Raw genomic sequence first — 17,075 nt, forward strand, 5'->3', positions numbered from 1 at the left:
GACGGCTTCGATATACTCGCGTTACAAATATTGAACGCAATTTGTTAACTTTAATCGCCGTTGCTGATCGTGAAGGTCACCGTTGCCCCTTCGCCTACTTTACCTTCCGCTCGGATCGTTCCACCATGTCGACTTACAACTCGATGAGCAGTTGCTAGGCCGATGCCATTTCCTGGGAATTCGCTGTTCGCATGAAGTCTTTCGAATGGCTGGAAGAGCCGATTTGCATAGGCCATATCGAAGCCGGCCCCGTTGTCAGCTACGTAGTAGGCCCCATCTCGGAATCCAAAAATGATCTGAGCATCTTCGACCTGGTTTGTAAACTTGAAAGCGTTCCCAAGGAGATTATCCAACAACAATCTCATCAATCGTGGGTCCGCGTAGGCCTTCAGGTGAGGATCGATGTCGAAAATCACCCACCGGTCTGGTTCCGAGGCCTGAAGATCGGACGCGACTTCTTGACCAATGGCTGTAAGATCGATCCATTCCCGGCGTATTTCGGCTCGTGTCAGTCGGGTGAGGCTTAGGAGGGCATCAATCAGTTCGGACATTCGGTGCGTGGCTTTACGCACTCGATTGAGGTGGCTGATTGCGGTGGGATTCAACTTGTCGCTCGAATCCAGCAGCACGGCTCGGCTAAACCCATCGATTGCCCTCAATGGTGCGCGTAGGTCGTGCGAGACGCTAAAGCAAAACGCTTCAAGCTCTTGGTTGGACATGAGCAGTTCTGCCGTTCTCTCTGAAACGCGTCTCTCCAACTGCTTGTTGAGGGTTTGCAACTCTTTTTGGTTGGACAGCTTTTCAGTGACGTCGATCACGATCGCCATTGATCCGCAGAAGGTTCCATCTTCGAGTGTGAGGGGAGATGCTGCAACTTCAAGATCGATTTTCGCGCCGTCACGTCGACGGATCGTCAGCCTTCTGTTTCGAATGTCCTCACCATGAAGAATTCGATCTTCGATGTCGGTGAGGGCGGCATATCGACGAGCACCCAGTCTGGAGAGGCGCTGGCCTATTGCCTCCTCTGCGGTGAGACGAAACATCTGCTCGGCCTCGGGGTTCCAGGTTTGAAGTACGCCGTCGGAGTCCACCGAGATGATCGCCACCGGTGCACTCGCAATAATGGTCTCAAGCGTCTCCTTCGTCTCGTGCACCATCCTCAAAGCTTCCTGCTTCTCGGTGACGTCTACAGCAAGCATCAAAATAGCCCGATGCCCCATGAATGTGAGGGAGTGAGACACGATCTCTACTGAGATTTCGTTCCCATCTTTCAGTCGGTGCGTGTAAAGTCCGGCCTGCGAATCGCCTTCCGAAACCAGCTCTGCAATAGATTCCGCGTCGGCATTGGAGACGTCGGGGAGCGACATGCTTAGGAACTCATCTCGGGAGTAGCCATAGCACTTGACGGCCATATCGTTCACGGCGAGGAAGCTGAGCGTTTCGATATCTAGGACCCACATCGGGTTCGGGTTTGACTCGAAAAGCAGGCGGTACGCTTCTTCGCGCTCTCGTCTGGCTGTGACATCGTACGCATTTCCGACACTTTGGGTAGGTGTGCCATCTGCATCGCGAGCGTAGACGGCGTGCCGGTTCCATATCCATCTCCAAGAACCGTCTGCATGTCGAATTCGGTATTCAGCTTCCACCACTCCGTCATCCGCGCTATTCAGCACAGCGCGACGACTTTTTTCTAGTGCAAACCAATCTTCAGGATGAACAAGCTTCTGAAGGATAGAGCCGCCAATGGTTCTCAGCTCTTCTGGGGTGTATCCAAGAACGTCTTGGATCATGGGAGTCGAGTAGAGAATGCTGAGCGTTGTGAGATCAAATAGGTAGTAAAAGTTCGGAGTTGTGGATGTCAGCGAGAACTTTCGGACCTTGTCATCAACAGTCGGAACCGGGGCCACAAAGGAATCCAAAGCCCAGGCGATGGAGTAGACCAGCCCACTTTCTGGATCAAATTTCGCCGACCATTGGAAAAGTCGGTAAGAACCGTCCGCGCGCATGATCCGATTCTTCAGCCCGCTCGATTGACCATCTCGGAGGAGTTGATTCCACTGATGACTCGAGGTGAGCATGTCATCGGGGTGGACAAGTGGATCGAGTCCCATCCGCTTAAACTCCGCAATCGAGTATCCGAGCGCGGTTTCCCAACCTTGGCTGAGTTCGATGATCTTGCCATGCAAATCCAGCACGCATAACAACGCGTTTGGGACCTCCATGAAGGGGGCTAGCGGTGTCTGGCGTTCGGTGGCAATCATCTTGGAAGTTTCCTTAAAGAACTTACAGCTTAATGGGCCTCACGCGCAAGCACTTAACCAGTTTCAGGTCCTTATTGCGTCACCACTCGCAATCCACAAAAAAAGCCCGTGCTGAATAATCAACACAGGCCTTTTGTAAACGGATGGAAGAATCTTACTCTTCGATTCGGACGCCCATGGAGCGTGCGGAACCGGCAACAATTCTCATTGCCATCTCTTCGTCATCGGTGTTAAAGTCGACCATTTTAAGCTTCGCAACATCTCTCAGCTTGTCCTTTGTAAGAATGCCAGCTTTGTCGGTCTTAGGGTTAGCTGCGCCGCGCTCGATACCAGCTGCTCGCTTGATCAAGTCGGTCACAAGCGGCTGCTTGATGTTGAAGGTGTAGGATCGATCTTCGAAAACGGTGATTTCAACTGGCATCACAAAGCCCATTTGTGGGGCTGTCTGTTCATTGAATTTCTTCAAGAACTCCATCATGTTGATGCCTGCCTGACCGAGCGCCGGACCCACGGGAGGCGCCGGGGTTCCCTTACCCGCAGGAATGTTGAGCTTAATGTTGTGGGTGATTCTCTTTGCCATGAAAACAGTCTCTCTGTGTTGGTATGCCTTCAGATGAGAGGGAAGCTTCACCCAGGCAGACAGATAGTATACCTTGTCATTAACGGACGCCGCTAACTAGCATTTCTAGCCAGTATGCTGTGTCAAACTTTGCGGTGAACCGCAAAGGAGCGATTTATATACCGATGCCTATCGTATCTGTCCGAATACCCCAAATTGGTGAGGGTCTCCAAGAGGCCCGGCTAGTTGCCGTCTTGAAGCAGCCCGGAGACAAAGTTCGTCGAGATGAGCCCATCTATCAGATGGAAACCGACAAGGCTGTTATGGACGTGGAGTCCCCCTACGAGGGGACACTTGTCGAATGGCTAGGCAATGCAGATGATATCCTTGCCATCGGTGCCGAAGTAGCCCGTATGGAAGTGGCCGAAGGAGTTGAGGTTTCCGCTGAGGGGCCTTCTCATGGATCTAGTTCAGCTCAAACAACTTCTGTGAGCGAACCAGTTGCTGCCAAGTCAGTAGCGAGCCAGAATCTTTCAGTTCCTCCTCGAACGCGCGCCTATGCCAAAGAGAAAGGGATTTCCGACGATGTGTTGGCATCCATCCCTGCGGCGAGTGGCAAGCTGATGCCTTCCGATATTGATGAGTACTTAGCTTCGGGTGTCGCAAAGGCTCCTGCTAAGTCGGGCGCGTTCGAAGAGCGCCCCGTGCCGTCCAAGCAGAGAGTTCTAAACTCACGAATGGTTCGCGGCAACCAATTGGTCGTGCCAGGAACCGTTACAGTAGCGCTCAACTGGGGACCCATCGAGCAGGAGAGAGCCAAGATCAAGGCGAGCGGCAGCGAGTTCCAGCCGAGCGCCTTCACCATGTTTGCCTACGTGGTTGCACAAGTATTGAAAGACTTTCCGGCACTGCGCACCAGCATCCTGGGAGACGAAACTTTCCGGACCTACAACCATGCTGCTCTCGGTATTGCCGTTGGCTTGCCAGGCGATGAACTGGTGATAGCGGTTGTTGAAGACGCCGACACACTGAGCTGGACCGAGTTTGCACAGCGAACACGAGAGCGAATCGATCTCGCACGAACTGGAAAAGACCAGGCAAGTGAGGCGGTCACGCTCTCTCTCACCAACATGCAGAACTTTGGCCTCCGCGATGCGGTGCCGGTAGTGGTTCCACCGAGTGTTGCTACTCTCTTCTTGGGAGAGGTGTTCAATGGGTTGGATCCGAACAGCGAGACTTTGCAAGTCATGCGTACTTGCAATATCGCCATGACGTTCGACCATCGTGTGTTGAATGGAGTCGGTGCCGCTCAGTTTGTGGCAGCGATCAAACAGAAAGTTGAGTCGATCTCGACGGTTCTCAACAGCTGATACCCATGAGAAAGCCACTCATCGGAATTACCGTGGAGAGCACCTTCAACGAGGAGGATCCGAGAACTCGGGGCACCATGTCGCTCAACTGGAACTATGCCGAGGCGATTGCCAGCGCAGGAGGTATCCCGATCGTGGTGCCTCCAGTCGCAGATATGGAAGAGATCGCAGCTCTGATTGACGGCTGGCTTATTCCAGGCGGAGACGACATCAGCGCGGAGAACTTTGGTGAGGACAACCACCCTGCCGTCGAACTGCAGGATCCTTCCCGATTTGATGCTGAGAAGAGGCTTTATCACGCGGTTGATCCACGGATGCCGATACTCGGGATCTGTTATGGTTGCCAATTTCTCAACGTCATTCGAGGAGGAGGGTTGCATCAACACCTTCCAGATGTGCTTGGCCACGGGGACCATTCGGGTGGAACGCTCCAGGTCTATAAGATTGAATCCGGTTCGCTGTTGGGCAAAGTTGTCGAGGCTTCCGATGTTGTCGGTAAGAGCTACCATCACCAAGCGGTTAGTCGATTGGGGAAGGGCTTAAACATTGTTGCGGTGGCCGATGATGGAACTGTGGAGGCTGTCGAAGCGGAGGATGGCAAGTGGATCCTCGGCGTGCAGTGGCATCCAGAAAGAACCATCGACGATGCGGCTTCGGTCAACTTATTTGCTAAGTTCGTTCAAGAGGCGGCTCAGTTTGCAGCGCTCAAGAGGGACTCTCAGGCATGAAGCGGCTTGTAAATGGTGAAGAGATCGACCTGCATACCTCGCAGGCACATGTCTCACAGCTGAACGACCGCCTTCTTGTGCGGACATCTGAAGGTTCGTTTTCTGCAGTGGTCGTTCGTAAAGGTGACGCTGATTATGTGTCCTTCAAAGGACAGCAATTTAAGGTCGAGCCCATCAGTTCGAAGCGTCGAGTAAGTGCTGCGGCCGGTAGCGGCGAGATGCGAGCACCAATGCCTGGGTTGATCGTGGATGTGCGTGTCAATGAGGGACAGGCAGTTCAAAAAGGGGATGTGTTAGTGGTTCTCGAAGCCATGAAGACCCAGCAGCCTTTCATCGCTCCCTACGATGGCACCGTAAAATTGATAGGTGTTCAGAAAGGTCAGCAAGTTTCCGATGCAGATGTCCTAGTAATTGTTGAAAGACAAGCCGATAAATTATCTGCAAGTGAGTAAACGCTGTTCAATTGAGGAATTTAAGAGGACACGATTTCAGTGGACTAACACATTTAGTCCAGTATCGCAGAGGGAGCTAGAGGCTTGGCAGCGAGATTGGGCGGATGTGCTCGCCGAGATTTCGTATCTATCTGTTGGCAAGATCTCTGTTACGGATAGTCTTGGCGCTCTCGTGGGCCTAAAAGGCTCGGTGGGCTTTATGGGTGTCGCTGGTGAATGCGTGCAAGTAGACATCGAAAAGATGTGGGCTCATGATTTGGCTAGCGGCCTCATCGCGTACCATTCGTTCCAGGAGCTTCCAGACGGGTTTGGGTTTCATTTTTGTGCTTTGACTGGGGCCGATAACTATGTGACAGGCGGATTTCGAGTCGAAAAGCGCCGTGTTACGTCTTAATGGCTATATGGCCGACGTTCGCATTGTCGAAGTAGGACCCAGAGACGGGTTACAGAACGAATCGCTCTCCATCCCGACGGAGGTCAAGCTCTCCTTTATCCGAAACCTCGCTGAAGCTGGCCTCGCGGAAATTGAAGCCACGAGCTTTGTGTCGCCCAAGTGGGTACCTCAATTAGGAGATGCCGCAGAACTGTGGCCGCAACTTCCGGCTGGTCCCCTCTATTCCGCCTTGGTCCCAAATTTGAAAGGATTAGAGCGTGCCCTGGAGGTCGGAGTGAAGCGAATCGCCCTCTTCACTGCCGCCAGTGAGGCGTTCACGCTGAAGAACATCAACATGACGATTGCTCAGTCGGTAGAGGTGTTCAAATCGGTTGTGGACCAGTTTCGTGCCAGTGGGCAAGGGTTTGTGCGCGGGTACGTTTCGACAGTTTTCCAGTGTCCCTATGCGGGAGCAATTGAGCCACAGCAAGTCATCAGCGTAATCCGTAGACTCTTCGAGATCGGGGTGGATGAGGTGAGTCTTGGAGATACGATTGGAGTTGCAGGTCCGAAAGAAGTGAGGGCACTCGCTCGCGTTGTCCTTGATGAGTTCGGGCCAGGTGTCGTCCCGAAAGTCGCATGGCACTTCCACGACACATGGGGCACGGCGATCTCTAATGTGGAAGTAGCACTCGAGTCTGGATTCCGAGCCTTCGATTCAAGCGCCGCCGGTTTAGGTGGATGCCCCTATGCGCCAGGTGCTGGCGGGAACTTGGCTACTGAGGACTTGGTGTATTTGCTAGAGCGCTCGGGCTTGGAGACGGGCGTGAACCTCGATGTCCTCGCAAAGGCGAGCCGCTCGATTTTGGAGCAGTTGGGCCGTCCGCCTGTTGCAAAGGCTCAGCTTGCGGTCTTGGCGCGGGCTTCGGTCGAGTAGCTCCGTACACGAGAAGGCAAAGACCCAGCACGGCTACCACAGCTGTGTTGACGATCTCCTCCTTGGTGAGCTTGAATTCCGATCGATTGACGATGAGGACACAGAGCCCGATGGGGACCAGTGCCGGCAGTGGAATTCCTAGAACTCCCACCAACACCATGTATCCGAGGAGGGTAGGGATCACTACTTTGAGGGTCTTCTCGGTCTTCATGTTGAACCGGAACAGAGCTACAAAGAACATTCCTAAGAACACAAAGTCTGCCGGTCCAACAAACGCTCCCGCTGTGACATGACCTCCGGTAGGTGTTGCAACAGCTCGTGGGACCTGGCCGCCAAATGCTTCAAGGATCTGAGGAGCACTTCTCATGATCTTTTGCGTCGGTCCCTCTGGAGTCAAGACCAAGAACGCATCGAAGATTGCAAGAAAAATGGCGATGGGCAACAGGATGTTGCGCTCTTTGATGAGTGTAGCCAGCAGAGCACCTAGGCCCATACACCACATCGGCAGCCCGATCTGCGAGATCGAGTTCAGGGTGTTGATGAGGAGAGGTGTCGGATGGCCGAGATTCCTGGAGATAAAGAAGAATCCGATCTGAATCGCAAAACCACCTACGATATATGCGACTGCTGTGCCTGGCTTCCATTTACCATCCGCTGCCAGAAATAGGCTGAGGATGGGGACACCGATGAACAGCAGACCCAGGAGTAGGTTGGCGTAGGGAAGGATCGAGAAGGGGATGACGACGATTCCTACAAGGACTCGAATGATCGCCAGCGCAAGCAGCGCGATGAAGAAGAGTTCGGGTCCACGGGGGTAACGCTTGACTTCAGATCCAGGAGAACTGCTCAGGAGCAACCTCCAATCGCTCGCCATGAATGGCTTTTTTGTAGACCTTGAGAACCTGTTCGGTCATCTCGGAGATTCCGTGTGTCCGAACGGACTTGGCGGCTCCTTCGGACAATCGAGTCCAAAGGGAGTCATCGCCCAGCACGTTCACAATCGTGGAAGCAAACTCGGCGCAGTCATTTTTGACGACAAAGCCGTTTCTGCCATTCTCAATGTTCTCGCTCGCGCCGCCGCCGTCTACTGCTACGGCCGGTAAGCCGTAAGTCATTGCCTCTTGAACTACCAACCCTTGAGTCTCGGTAATACTGGAGAACACAAATAGGTCGGAAGCTGCGTAATATCGATCGACTTCCGATCTGGGGACAAATCCAACGAATCTCACTCGGTCTCCGATGTTCAGTTTTCGAACAAGGGAGGTGCATTCCTGGCGGAAGGGACCATCCCCGACCAACCAAAGCCGAAGGTTAGGATCAAACTGCATTGCCTGAGCTGCTGATTCGATGAGTACTGGGAGGTTCTTCTCTCGTGCGAGTCGACCGACATAGAGGAGAATCTTCGCTTCGGCGGGAATCCCCAGTTCCATGCGGACACTACTTCTCTCAAGGAAACTGCGACCTGGCGAGCCAGTTGGGATAACGCTCACCTCCCGATTCACGCTGTGCCGCTGGAGCCACTTCAAAGAAGCCTCTGAGGGCGTGATGACTTGGTTGACACGGTTGTAGTAAAAATTTGTGTGCTTCGCAATGCGGAAGCGCGAGTAGCGACGCGGGATGGGCGTCAAGTAGTGCGCATACCGGTCATAGAGCGTGTGGTAGGTGCTGACGATGGGAATATCATCCGACTCAGCCCATCGAAGGCCCACCATGCCCAACGCAAAAGGCGTGTGGGTGTGGATGACGTCGTATGTGTGCTTGCGGAACTGCAGCAGCTTGCGATAGAAGGGCGGGTAGGCAATTGGATACTGAGGGGCCCACGGCGTCCCTACGCTACGAAAGCGATAGGTGTTCGGGTCAGAATCGCGGTGATTACGATTCCGGGGTGCGTAGAGATGGACACTATGTCCTTGGTTTCGGAGTTCTGAGATCAGCGCATCGACGCTGATACTCACTCCATTGAGGATAGGCAGTGCGCTATCCGAAAACATCGCGATGCGCAAGCGTTCCATACGTTCAATTCTATCTGTTCGTACAAACCGCTTGCGTCATGGTTAGCGAGATCCTAAAACTATTCCTTGGGAAACCGCCCGTGGTCTTCAACAAACTTCACAATGTTGCTCAACCTAAACCGTCGCTGACCGCCAGCGGTTCGGTGGTGATGGAGCCACTCGCGATTTGTGTAACGACGTACCGTAGCGGGACAAACTCCCAAAAGCCTCGAAGTCTCTTCCAAGGACAACTCAGGGTCGAGTAGTCGCTTAATGAGGTCTTGTCGGCTCTCCTTGAACTCGCCTCGGTAGTAGTTCGCGGTCACGTTATCATCATAGAAACTGCATAGAAACTCTACGTTCTTTGGCAGCGTCATCCATACGTTTTGCAGCTCCGGATCGATTGGCGCCTCAGCGGTTCCTTTCGATCGGCGTGGGCGCGGGGCGCTCATCACCGTCTTCTTAAACCGAGCGCGGCTACGCTGGGTCGGCCTAGATTCCTCGTTGCTGGAGTCCGCAACTCGCCCCTTGATGTAATCCGTTATGGATGGGATGTTTGTGTCATTCCCGTCATCTAATGGCTCACGATGATCGGGACCAGATTTTTTGCTATCTAAAAACGCGCTTTCAATGTATTCCAGCGGGTCAAAGTTATTCGATTTCAAGATATTGCGCTTCCCTCGATTGATTTTCGGCGTCTACGCACCGATTAGTTGAATCGTTACATTAAAACGATCACATGACTAACATTGAATCTCCAAAACTTAAAAAACGATACTTTTTTGCAATTGCCTCCGCATAAGCCTCTTTGATGGGTGCGGATCCAGCCAATGCAGACATCATCATCAGCATGGTCGTTTTGGGCAAATGAAAGTTCGTGAACATCCCATCTACAATTTTGAATTCAAATCCTGGTCGGATAAACAACGTCGAAACTTTGCTTCCGGTTGCAACTTGCTTAGAACTTTTTGCAAAGCTCTCTAAGGTTCGCACAGACGTTGTGCCAACTGCAACGATCCTACCCGTGCAATGGTTGATTAATTCTGATGAATTTTCAGAGATTTCACATCTTTCCCCATGCATGCGGTGCTCATCCAGATTTTCAGATGATACAGGACGAAATGTATCAATTCCTACGTTGAGAGTCACGGTTGTAGTAAGAACCCCTTTAGACCGCAAATCGTTCAAGATTTGGTCTGTAAAGTGTAATCCTGCGGTAGGAGCAGCAGCGCTCCCAGGCTTTTGGGCTACAACGGTCTGATATCGTTCGGGGTCAAGAAGTTTGTGATGAATGTAGGGCGGCAATGGAACCGCCCCTACTTCTTGAAGTTTATCGTGGAAGTCAGGAATCGGTTCAAATCTTAGAATGCGTTGTCCGTCCTCAAACTCGTCATCGACCGTAGCAACTAAGCCTTCGCCGAATTCGATCTGAGCTCCTATGTGGAGACGCTTTGCCGGCTTTACCATAGCCTTGTAGCAGTAGGGCTCCACCTCTTGCAGCAATAGTGCCTCCACTTCCGCTCCCGTCGTCTTTTGGCCGGTCAGGCGAACGGCAGTGACCCGGGTGTCGTTCATTACCAGCAGATCTCCCTCCCTGAGAAGATCGAGCACATCGGTGAACTGCCTGTGGACAATCTCGCCCGTGGTTCGGTTGAGGTGAAGTAGGCGTGATGCAGACCGCTCGGCAAGAGGCTCCTGGGCAATCAGCTCTTCGGGGAGATGGTAGTCGTAATCGCTTAGGAAATCCACTGGATCACCTGCTTCAGATGTCGTAAATCTGAGATTTGATGGGGCATTGCTGTTTCTGTTTCTCTGTTGATCAGGACTGGGTGCATTCCAACACCTCTTGCACCTTGAACGTCATCAATCTCATTGTCTCCCACATGAATGCACTTCTCTGGTGCCACTCCTAGTTTGTCAAGGCAAATTTGAAACAGCCGCGGGTCGGGCTTTTCCACTCCCTCTTCCAAGGAAGCCAGGACCAACTCAAAACGGTCATATAGATCGAACATTTTTAAGGTGCGATGGAGGGAGTAGTCCCAGTTGGAGATGACCGCCATGCGGATACCGACCTCTTTAAGGAAATTTAACGTCTCAAAAACGTCCGAAAAAACGGAAAAAACAGCCGATTTCGGGCCAAAAATCCGCGTTTCTGAGACGCTTTGGATGTCTGAAATCTTGCTAGTGGGGAGTGCAAGAGCGTCTAGCCATTTCACACCAATCGATCGGTACCACTCCTGCCCCGCGACTTCGTCTTTTCGCAAGTTGATCTCAAGGAACTCTCGGATATTCGCTCGGTAGAAGTGCTCATACAGTTCTGCCGCGTCGTCTGGGACTTCCAAACCGACTTCGCGAGCACACTCGACGGCGAATTTGCCAATCTCCCATTTGCACTTCAAAAGTGTTTCGGCACAGTCAAAGGTGATCAGCTCCGGTTGCACAGAGAATAGTATGACGTCCTAGGAGTTTTGGATTCCGAGCAGCCTTTGGATCGGATTAGACGTTAATATGGAGTAATGACTCTGAAGAACCTCGCAATTATGTGTGTCGCAGTTGGAACTCTTGGGCATGCCATGGCTGCCGGGGAGGGTTTCACTTTGAAGCGGGTGCCCAAGGAAGGCGAGGTGATCAAGTATCGCGGAGTTGGCAAGCTTGAACTCGACAGTGGTGCTGTTGACCTCACAACGGTGATGGCTTGGACCGTTTTGAAGGTGGAAGCCGACGGAACCTATACTCTTCAGAAACAGTCTACAGAAGCGAAGGTTAAAGTGGCTGGGAATGAATTAGACGTTCCGCGCCCGATCACTTTTAGCGTTTACAAACCAAGTGGCGATTTGAGCGAGCTGCGGGGCGATACGGTCACTCCACAGTCTTACCGAATGGCCAATATCACGGGATTTTTTGCCCCAGAGAAGACGGTGAATGTTGGTGACACTTGGATCAAAGAAGTCAAATCCGACCCGAACGGAAGTGTTCCGCTTAAGGCCGAGTTTAAGGTGGTTGCTGAAGAGAAAGTCGGTTCTTTCGACTGTCTGAAGATCACTGGGGTTCTTCGCGAGACAGATGGCGACGCTCCAAGTCGGGTTGAAGCGACCTATTGGATTTCGAAGACGGATGGCAGCATGGCTAAGTATGAGGGTAAGTGGATAAACGTGACCGTTCCGGGTTCTTCGACACCCATCAATGGGTCAATGAAGTTCACGCGCATTGAGTAACTGGCACCGTTTTGTTAAATTTCTCTCTCAATCTTTTCAAACAGTGGGCGAATCGGCCCACCCCGACCGATTTAACAACGTAATCTGTGAATAACATGAAGCGCACTACGCTATTGTCAAGTTTGTTTGTATTGGCTGCGGCATCCGCCTTTGCTGGCGCTGCCGTCATCGATGGATTCAGCATCAAGAGAACTCCAAAAGTTGGAGACGTCGTCAAGTACACGGTTAAAGGATCTTTCGAAGTTCAGGGCATGGAAGTTGGCCTGGAGTCGAAGAGTTCGGATTCTGTTACCAAGGTGGATGGCGACAAGATCACCATCGAGAGTAAGCAGTACGACACCAAGGTCATTCTCAACGGCTCAGAACAGGCTCAGCCTGAGGCTACTGTTTCGGGAGTGGAAAACATTGCTGGCGAGCCACTCGAATTCCTCGGCGATTCTGCGAAGCCTGAAATGTTCCGATCGGCCAATTTGATGGCGCTGATCTATCCGGACAAGGAAGTTAAGGTCGGCGACTCTTGGACTCATGAAGGAAAAGCCAACGACAAGGGTGCGGTAGACACTAAATCAGAGTTCAAACTTGTCGGCGAAGAGAAGATTGGCAAGCACGACAGCCTCAAGATTGAAGTTAAGTCTAAGGAGACGAAGGGAGACACCCCTGGTTCCGTAGACAGCACAGTTTGGGTTGAGAAGGGTACAGGAATTGTCGTAAAGATGGTTTCCAAGCTGAAAGACGTCACCTTCCCAGGTGCGCCCTTCACTCTCACTGGCACCATTACTAAGTCGATTATCGACTAAGTTTGTTCCTCACAAAACTTTTCAAAGCCCGGTGACGATGCGTCACCGGGCTTTTCTTTTATCGAAGGAATTTGGTAGGGCCGAATCCTTACCGCCGAGTTGGTCGTTCTAGTAGGCTGGAACCAACATGAACAGTTGTCTGATCGTTGCTGGCTTTTTTGTAGTGACCTATGCGTTTGGGGGCTCATCTCCGGACGAATCCTACGTTATTAAGCGTGCTCCAAAGGTAGGACAACTTTTCAAATACGATCAGACGGGTACGTTTGAACTCGGCGGTGTTGAGGTTCAAGTCTCAAGCAAATCGAACCACAAAGTGCTCAAGGTCGAAGACACGCAGATATCTCTTGAGATCAAGCGATTTGAATCAAAGGTGTCCGTTAACGGGAGCGAACAAACCCAGCCTGATACCACTCGCACGAGTATTGAGCGGCTGAATGGTGAGCTTCTTGAGCTGGGCACTCAGACGGGGCCTGAGGCATACCGCGCGCCGATGATCATGGCGTTCATCTATCCCGACAAGCCGGTTGCTATTGGCGGTACCTGGTCGTTTGATGGTAAAGCGACCAGCAAAGGCGCAGTAGACCTTCACATTGACTTCAAGCTGATCGGAGTTGAAAAGATCGGTACCCATAATGTCTTAAAGATCGAAGGCAAAGGAAAGGAAAAGATCACAGGAAGTCCAGCATCGGCTGAGAGCACTATTTGGGTGGATAAAGAAACCGGTGTTGTGGTGAAGCAAGTCGTTAAGGTGACTGATGTGGTGATGCCTGGTGCACCGGGTCTGCTGAGTGGCAAGATGAGCCGCACCCTGGTCGACTAAGTGCGAGATTTGGAAGAGCGTAGTTTATAGCAGTTTCTGCACCTTGCTTCGTACGACTCAGTTGCTCCGATGAGGATCACTGGGTCGTTTTCTTTTGCAGGTTTCCCGTCGATCTGCCGATAGGTATGGCTTGCCGGGGCGCCGCATTTCATACAGATTGCCCGAAGCTTGACGACTTCGTCTGCGACGGCTAGAAGGGTAGGCATGGGGCCAAACGGCTTACGACGGAAGTCTTGATCCAGACCGGCACAAACCACTTGGACACCACTGTCTGCGAGTTCAACGCATAGCTCAACGAGAGAATCGTCAAAGAACTGAGCTTCTTCGATGAGGACGATGTCTACCTTCGGTTCAATTTTTGCTCGGAGGTCGCGAACGGAGTCTACTGGGATGGCTTCATGTTGGACACCCATGTGGGAAACCACCATGCTCTTGTGGAATCGATCGTCGATTTTAGGTTTGAATACCTGGACATTTTTTTTGGCATAGAGGCCTCTTCGAGCCAATCGAATGAGTTCTTCGCTCTTGCCTGCAAACATGCTTCCGCAGACCACAGTGAGACTGCCTAGTTTGGAGTTGTTACTCCTCATCGCTGAAATCCCCTGCCATCTCAGCCTCGAAGAGCTGTTCCATCTCCTCAGAGGTGTCTTCGTCCATGGCCTTGCCCATTTCCCGCATGACCTCGCGCATGGCACTCGGACTTTCAGGTTCGCCCATTAGCTCGATATGATCGGCAATCGCATCGATCCGATCATCTTCGTTGCGATACCTGGCGAAGCGGCTGACCAGTTTGGATACTTGCATGCTTTGGCAATGAGGGCATTTTTCATCGTCAGGTTCGGCAACCATTCCAACCAATGCACTGAATTTCTTACCGCAGCTGCCGCAACGGTATTCGTAGACGGGCATTGTACAAGGATACCGGTACATAGAAATAGGCTTGAGAGGTTCGCGAAAACAGCGTGGATTCGTACAGTTTTTCGTTCCCTTTCGCTTTTAAGTGCGCTAAAGAATTGTTCCATTGCTTTCTACCGGTACACTGTGTTTTCGACCGCTGAGAATTACAGCCAATGAGCATCCATAAAACCGGGCGCGGCAAGAAAGTTGCGCGCCGCTCAAACGATTTATCAAACGACGGCTCCAGCGCTGGTCGAAACTCTTCCGCGCTGAAAGAGATCGTCGTCAACGTATCAAACCGAGAAACCCGCATTGGACTCCTTGAAGATGGACGTCTGATGGAGTACCGTGTCGAGCGGGAAGAGCGAGTAGTCGGTTCCATCTTCAAAGGCATCGTGCAAAACGTGCTTCAAGGCATGGACGCAGCGTTTGTAGACATTGGTCTCGAACGCAACGCCTACTTGTCGCTTGCGGACATCATGCCGGAAGAGGGAGCTGACAGCAGCCCTTCTGCTATGCGTCGAAGTGAACTTCGACGCCGCAAGATCAAGGATCTTCTTAAGCCGGGCCAGCATGTGATGGTGCAGGTAACCAAGGGCCCCCGTGGCACCAAGGGAGCCCGTGTCAGCACACGCATCGCTCTTCCAGGACGTTCTGTTGTCTTGATGCCCGAGTCCGCAAGTGTGGGCGTGAGCCGCAAGATTGAGGACAGAGCTGAGCGCGAGCGACTCCGTAAGATTGGAGACCGGATTGTGCCGGCTGGATTCGGTTTGATCATGCGCACGGAATGTGAAGGTAGATCCGAACCCGAGCTCAAGCAGGACGTTTCATTCCTTCAGAGCCTTTGGGCTGACGTCATGAAGAATGCCAAGCGCATGCGCGCTCCGGCTATTGTTCACAAGGATCAGACCCTCTTGTTCCGCACGCTCCGAGACATGTTCGGCGAAGGTGTCAGTCGCATGGTGATTGATGACCCTGACGAGTATGAAAAGGTGCATTTGGTGGCAAGCATGGCTGCGCCCCACATGCGAGACAAGATCAATCTCTTTGACAAAGAGACTCCAATCTTTGACCATTACGGTATCGAGAAAGAGCTCGACCGAATCATGCAGCACAAGGTTCCGCTCAAGTCTGGCGGGTACCTCGTGATTGACGAGATGGAGGCACTGACCGCCATTGACGTCAATACAGGCAAACAAGTGGGCAGCACATCCCTCAACGACACCATTCTGAAAGCAAACCTCGAAGCGGCCGACGAGATTTTGCGACAGTTGAGGTTGAGAGACATGGGCGGCATTATTGTCTGCGACTTCATTGACATGGAGTCGGAAGGCGACCGAAAGCGCGTTGCTGACCACTTTATGAACGGTTTAGGCAAGGATCGAGCGCGAACCCGTGTGGGACGCATCTCCTCCCTTGGTCTTATCGAATTGACCCGTAAGCGAACGGGAGAGTCTGTCACTCAGGAGATCACTGAGATCTGCCCTATGTGTGCGGGCGTTGGTCGAATTCCAAGCAAGGAAACTGTCAGCCTTTGGATCGAGCGCGACATGTGGCGCAAGATGAACGAGCCTGGCAACGCCTTCATTGTGGAGTGCAACCCAGCGACGGTTGAGGCCCTCATCGGACTAGATGGGGAGAATGTGGAGGAACTGGAGCATGCAATGCGCCGCGGAATCTACATCCGAGCCAACTTCGACATGGAGCACGAAGAGTACGAGATCCGATCCGGCACGATCGAAGAGTTCGATCGTGAGTATATGGGCTTCCGAAGAGCTCAGGTGCTGGAAGTCAACGTTCGACGTTCGGCCTTCGAGAACGCGGGCAAGGTTATCGGTTGGACCGATAACGGCTACTACATCGAACTCATCGATGGAACTGAATACATTGGTGGACGCGCCAAAGTGTGTCTACAAGACATCCGACGCTCCTATGCTGTTGGCGATGTGATCATGCCCGGCAAAGCAGCGGTACGGTAACCAATAGGTCTCCATGCCTACTACGGCATGGAGATTTCCTTTCTCTAGAACTCCCTGCTGGACGACTTGCGTCGAGTCCTGTAAGCTGATTGGGTTTAGGGGACCATGGAGATTTTTAAAGAGAAAGCCGTTGGGTGCTCGCTTGTGGCGGGAATCTTCTTGATGACGGTCGGGGCCTTTCTCGTATGGGTGTTCTCTGTGGCCGGTATCTACCGCGGAACGTACACACGAGAGCCGGGCACCAACGCCATTCGAGACGCAGGGACGCTCAACCTGGTGCCACTCACAATCTTAGTCATTGTGGTCGGACTTGTTTTGGCCCTGGGTGCCGTTTTATATGGCGTGTTGAGTAACGCCAGAAGCAACACAGGTCCACGGAAATCATTCGAGAACGCAAGAGTAGTTGGTCGGTACGGATATAGCAAGACAGGGCAGATGCTGAACGCCGACTGGGAGTTTGATGGGGCGGAAGATCCGCGCTATTACGTGCGGCTTCAGCTGGTGAACGGAGAAGTAGCGGAGTTTGAGTGTTCGCGTGAGGTGTTCTACCAGGCGGGCGAAGGCATGTACGGACAGGCCGACGTTCAAGGGAAGTGGATCGGGAAATTCACGCCTTATATTGGTGTGGCACCCACAAATTAACGCATCAACTCAGTGAATTGAGGTCTCTGTAACAAAGAGTTAACTTTCCCATGG

At 52.4% G+C, this 17,075-nt stretch carries 18 protein-coding genes; 10 read left to right on the forward strand and 8 right to left on the reverse strand.

Going from position 1 to position 17,075, the window contains the following annotated elements; all coding sequences use genetic code 11:
• Window positions 1-50: 50 nt before the first annotated feature.
• Window positions 51-2,261 carry a PAS domain-containing sensor histidine kinase gene (locus ACZ51B_RS16010; RefSeq protein ID WP_464294344.1) on the reverse strand — a complete coding sequence of 737 codons (2,211 nt, stop codon included), beginning with the start codon at window positions 2,259-2,261 and terminating at the stop codon, window positions 51-53.
• A 154-nt stretch (window positions 2,262-2,415) separates the two neighbouring features.
• A complete protein-coding gene (gene rplK / locus ACZ51B_RS16015; RefSeq protein WP_464294345.1) occupies window positions 2,416-2,841 on the reverse strand; it encodes a 50S ribosomal protein L11 in 426 nt (141 codons plus the stop codon).
• A gap of 164 nt (window positions 2,842-3,005) precedes the next feature.
• Between rplK and ACZ51B_RS16020 the strand changes: the two genes are divergently transcribed.
• The 5 genes from ACZ51B_RS16020 to ACZ51B_RS16040 all read left to right on the forward strand — a co-directional run bounded on the left by ACZ51B_RS16020 (window position 3,006) and on the right by ACZ51B_RS16040 (window position 6,680).
• Window positions 3,006-4,190, forward strand: coding sequence for a 2-oxo acid dehydrogenase subunit E2 (locus ACZ51B_RS16020; RefSeq protein ID WP_464294346.1), 1,185 nt, complete (start codon window positions 3,006-3,008; stop codon window positions 4,188-4,190).
• A 5-nt stretch (window positions 4,191-4,195) separates the two neighbouring features.
• The gene (locus ACZ51B_RS16025; RefSeq protein ID WP_464294347.1) at window positions 4,196-4,918 is read left to right on the forward strand and encodes a gamma-glutamyl-gamma-aminobutyrate hydrolase family protein; all 723 of its coding nucleotides are present in this window, start codon (window positions 4,196-4,198) and stop codon (window positions 4,916-4,918) included.
• Window positions 4,915-5,370, forward strand: coding sequence for an acyl-CoA carboxylase biotin carboxyl carrier protein subunit (locus ACZ51B_RS16030; RefSeq protein WP_464294348.1), 456 nt, complete (start codon window positions 4,915-4,917; stop codon window positions 5,368-5,370). The genes ACZ51B_RS16025 and ACZ51B_RS16030 overlap by 4 nt, the downstream gene beginning before the upstream one ends.
• A 106-nt stretch (window positions 5,371-5,476) precedes the next feature.
• Window positions 5,477-5,764: a hypothetical protein gene (locus tag ACZ51B_RS16035; protein WP_464294349.1), complete on the forward strand. Its 288-nt coding sequence runs from the start codon at window positions 5,477-5,479 to the stop codon at window positions 5,762-5,764.
• 7 nt (window positions 5,765-5,771) lie between these two features.
• On the forward strand, window positions 5,772-6,680 hold the full coding sequence (locus tag ACZ51B_RS16040; protein ID WP_464294350.1) for a hydroxymethylglutaryl-CoA lyase: 909 nt from the start codon (window positions 5,772-5,774) through the stop codon (window positions 6,678-6,680).
• Between the two features lie 827 nt (window positions 6,681-7,507).
• On the opposite strand, the gene ACZ51B_RS16045 is transcribed toward ACZ51B_RS16040, so the two are convergent.
• The 4 genes from ACZ51B_RS16045 to ACZ51B_RS16060 form a co-directional block, all read right to left on the reverse strand.
• Entirely contained in the window at window positions 7,508-8,692 is a 1,185-nt protein-coding gene (locus ACZ51B_RS16045) for a glycosyltransferase (protein ID WP_464294351.1), read from the reverse strand.
• 59 nt (window positions 8,693-8,751) lie between these two features.
• The gene (locus ACZ51B_RS16050) at window positions 8,752-9,336 is read right to left on the reverse strand and encodes a helix-turn-helix domain-containing protein (RefSeq protein ID WP_464294352.1); all 585 of its coding nucleotides are present in this window, start codon (window positions 9,334-9,336) and stop codon (window positions 8,752-8,754) included.
• A 70-nt stretch (window positions 9,337-9,406) separates the two neighbouring features.
• On the reverse strand, window positions 9,407-10,420 hold the full coding sequence (queA, locus tag ACZ51B_RS16055; protein WP_464294353.1) for a tRNA preQ1(34) S-adenosylmethionine ribosyltransferase-isomerase QueA: 1,014 nt from the start codon (window positions 10,418-10,420) through the stop codon (window positions 9,407-9,409).
• The gene (locus ACZ51B_RS16060) at window positions 10,408-11,112 is read right to left on the reverse strand and encodes an HAD-IA family hydrolase (protein WP_464294354.1); all 705 of its coding nucleotides are present in this window, start codon (window positions 11,110-11,112) and stop codon (window positions 10,408-10,410) included. Before ACZ51B_RS16060 ends, queA begins: the two co-directional genes overlap by 13 nt.
• 75 nt (window positions 11,113-11,187) lie before the next feature.
• Here ACZ51B_RS16060 and ACZ51B_RS16065 point away from each other — a divergent pair, with 75 nt between their 5' ends.
• The 3 genes from ACZ51B_RS16065 (at window position 11,188) to ACZ51B_RS16075 (ending at window position 13,503) form a co-directional block, all read left to right on the forward strand.
• A complete protein-coding gene (locus ACZ51B_RS16065) occupies window positions 11,188-11,886 on the forward strand; it encodes a hypothetical protein (RefSeq protein ID WP_464294355.1) in 699 nt (232 codons plus the stop codon).
• A gap of 95 nt (window positions 11,887-11,981) precedes the next feature.
• Window positions 11,982-12,683, forward strand: a complete 702-nt coding sequence (locus tag ACZ51B_RS16070; RefSeq protein ID WP_464294356.1) for a DUF6263 family protein — start codon at window positions 11,982-11,984, stop codon at window positions 12,681-12,683.
• Between the two features lie 127 nt (window positions 12,684-12,810).
• Entirely contained in the window at window positions 12,811-13,503 is a 693-nt protein-coding gene (locus ACZ51B_RS16075) for a hypothetical protein (protein ID WP_464294357.1), read from the forward strand.
• On the opposite strand, the gene ACZ51B_RS16080 is transcribed toward ACZ51B_RS16075, so the two are convergent.
• Both ACZ51B_RS16080 and ACZ51B_RS16085 read right to left on the reverse strand, forming a co-directional pair.
• Window positions 13,500-14,093 carry a thymidine kinase gene (locus tag ACZ51B_RS16080; protein ID WP_464294358.1) on the reverse strand — a complete coding sequence of 198 codons (594 nt, stop codon included), beginning with the start codon at window positions 14,091-14,093 and terminating at the stop codon, window positions 13,500-13,502. The genes ACZ51B_RS16075 and ACZ51B_RS16080 overlap by 4 nt on opposite strands.
• Complete coding sequence (locus tag ACZ51B_RS16085; RefSeq protein WP_464294359.1) at window positions 14,083-14,412, reverse strand: FmdB family zinc ribbon protein; 330 nt, start codon at window positions 14,410-14,412, stop codon at window positions 14,083-14,085. The genes ACZ51B_RS16080 and ACZ51B_RS16085 overlap by 11 nt, the downstream gene beginning before the upstream one ends.
• Before the next feature lie 161 nt (window positions 14,413-14,573).
• Between ACZ51B_RS16085 and ACZ51B_RS16090 the strand changes: the two genes are divergently transcribed.
• Window positions 14,574-16,379, forward strand: coding sequence for an Rne/Rng family ribonuclease (locus ACZ51B_RS16090; RefSeq protein ID WP_464294360.1), 1,806 nt, complete (start codon window positions 14,574-14,576; stop codon window positions 16,377-16,379).
• 105 nt (window positions 16,380-16,484) lie between these two features.
• Window positions 16,485-17,021 (forward strand): DUF2500 family protein, encoded by a 537-nt coding sequence (locus ACZ51B_RS16095; RefSeq protein WP_464294361.1) that lies wholly within the window; start codon window positions 16,485-16,487, stop codon window positions 17,019-17,021.
• The last annotated feature ends 54 nt before the right edge of the window (window positions 17,022-17,075 follow it).

It is taken from the genome of Fimbriimonas sp. LA-C6, assembly GCF_055398105.1.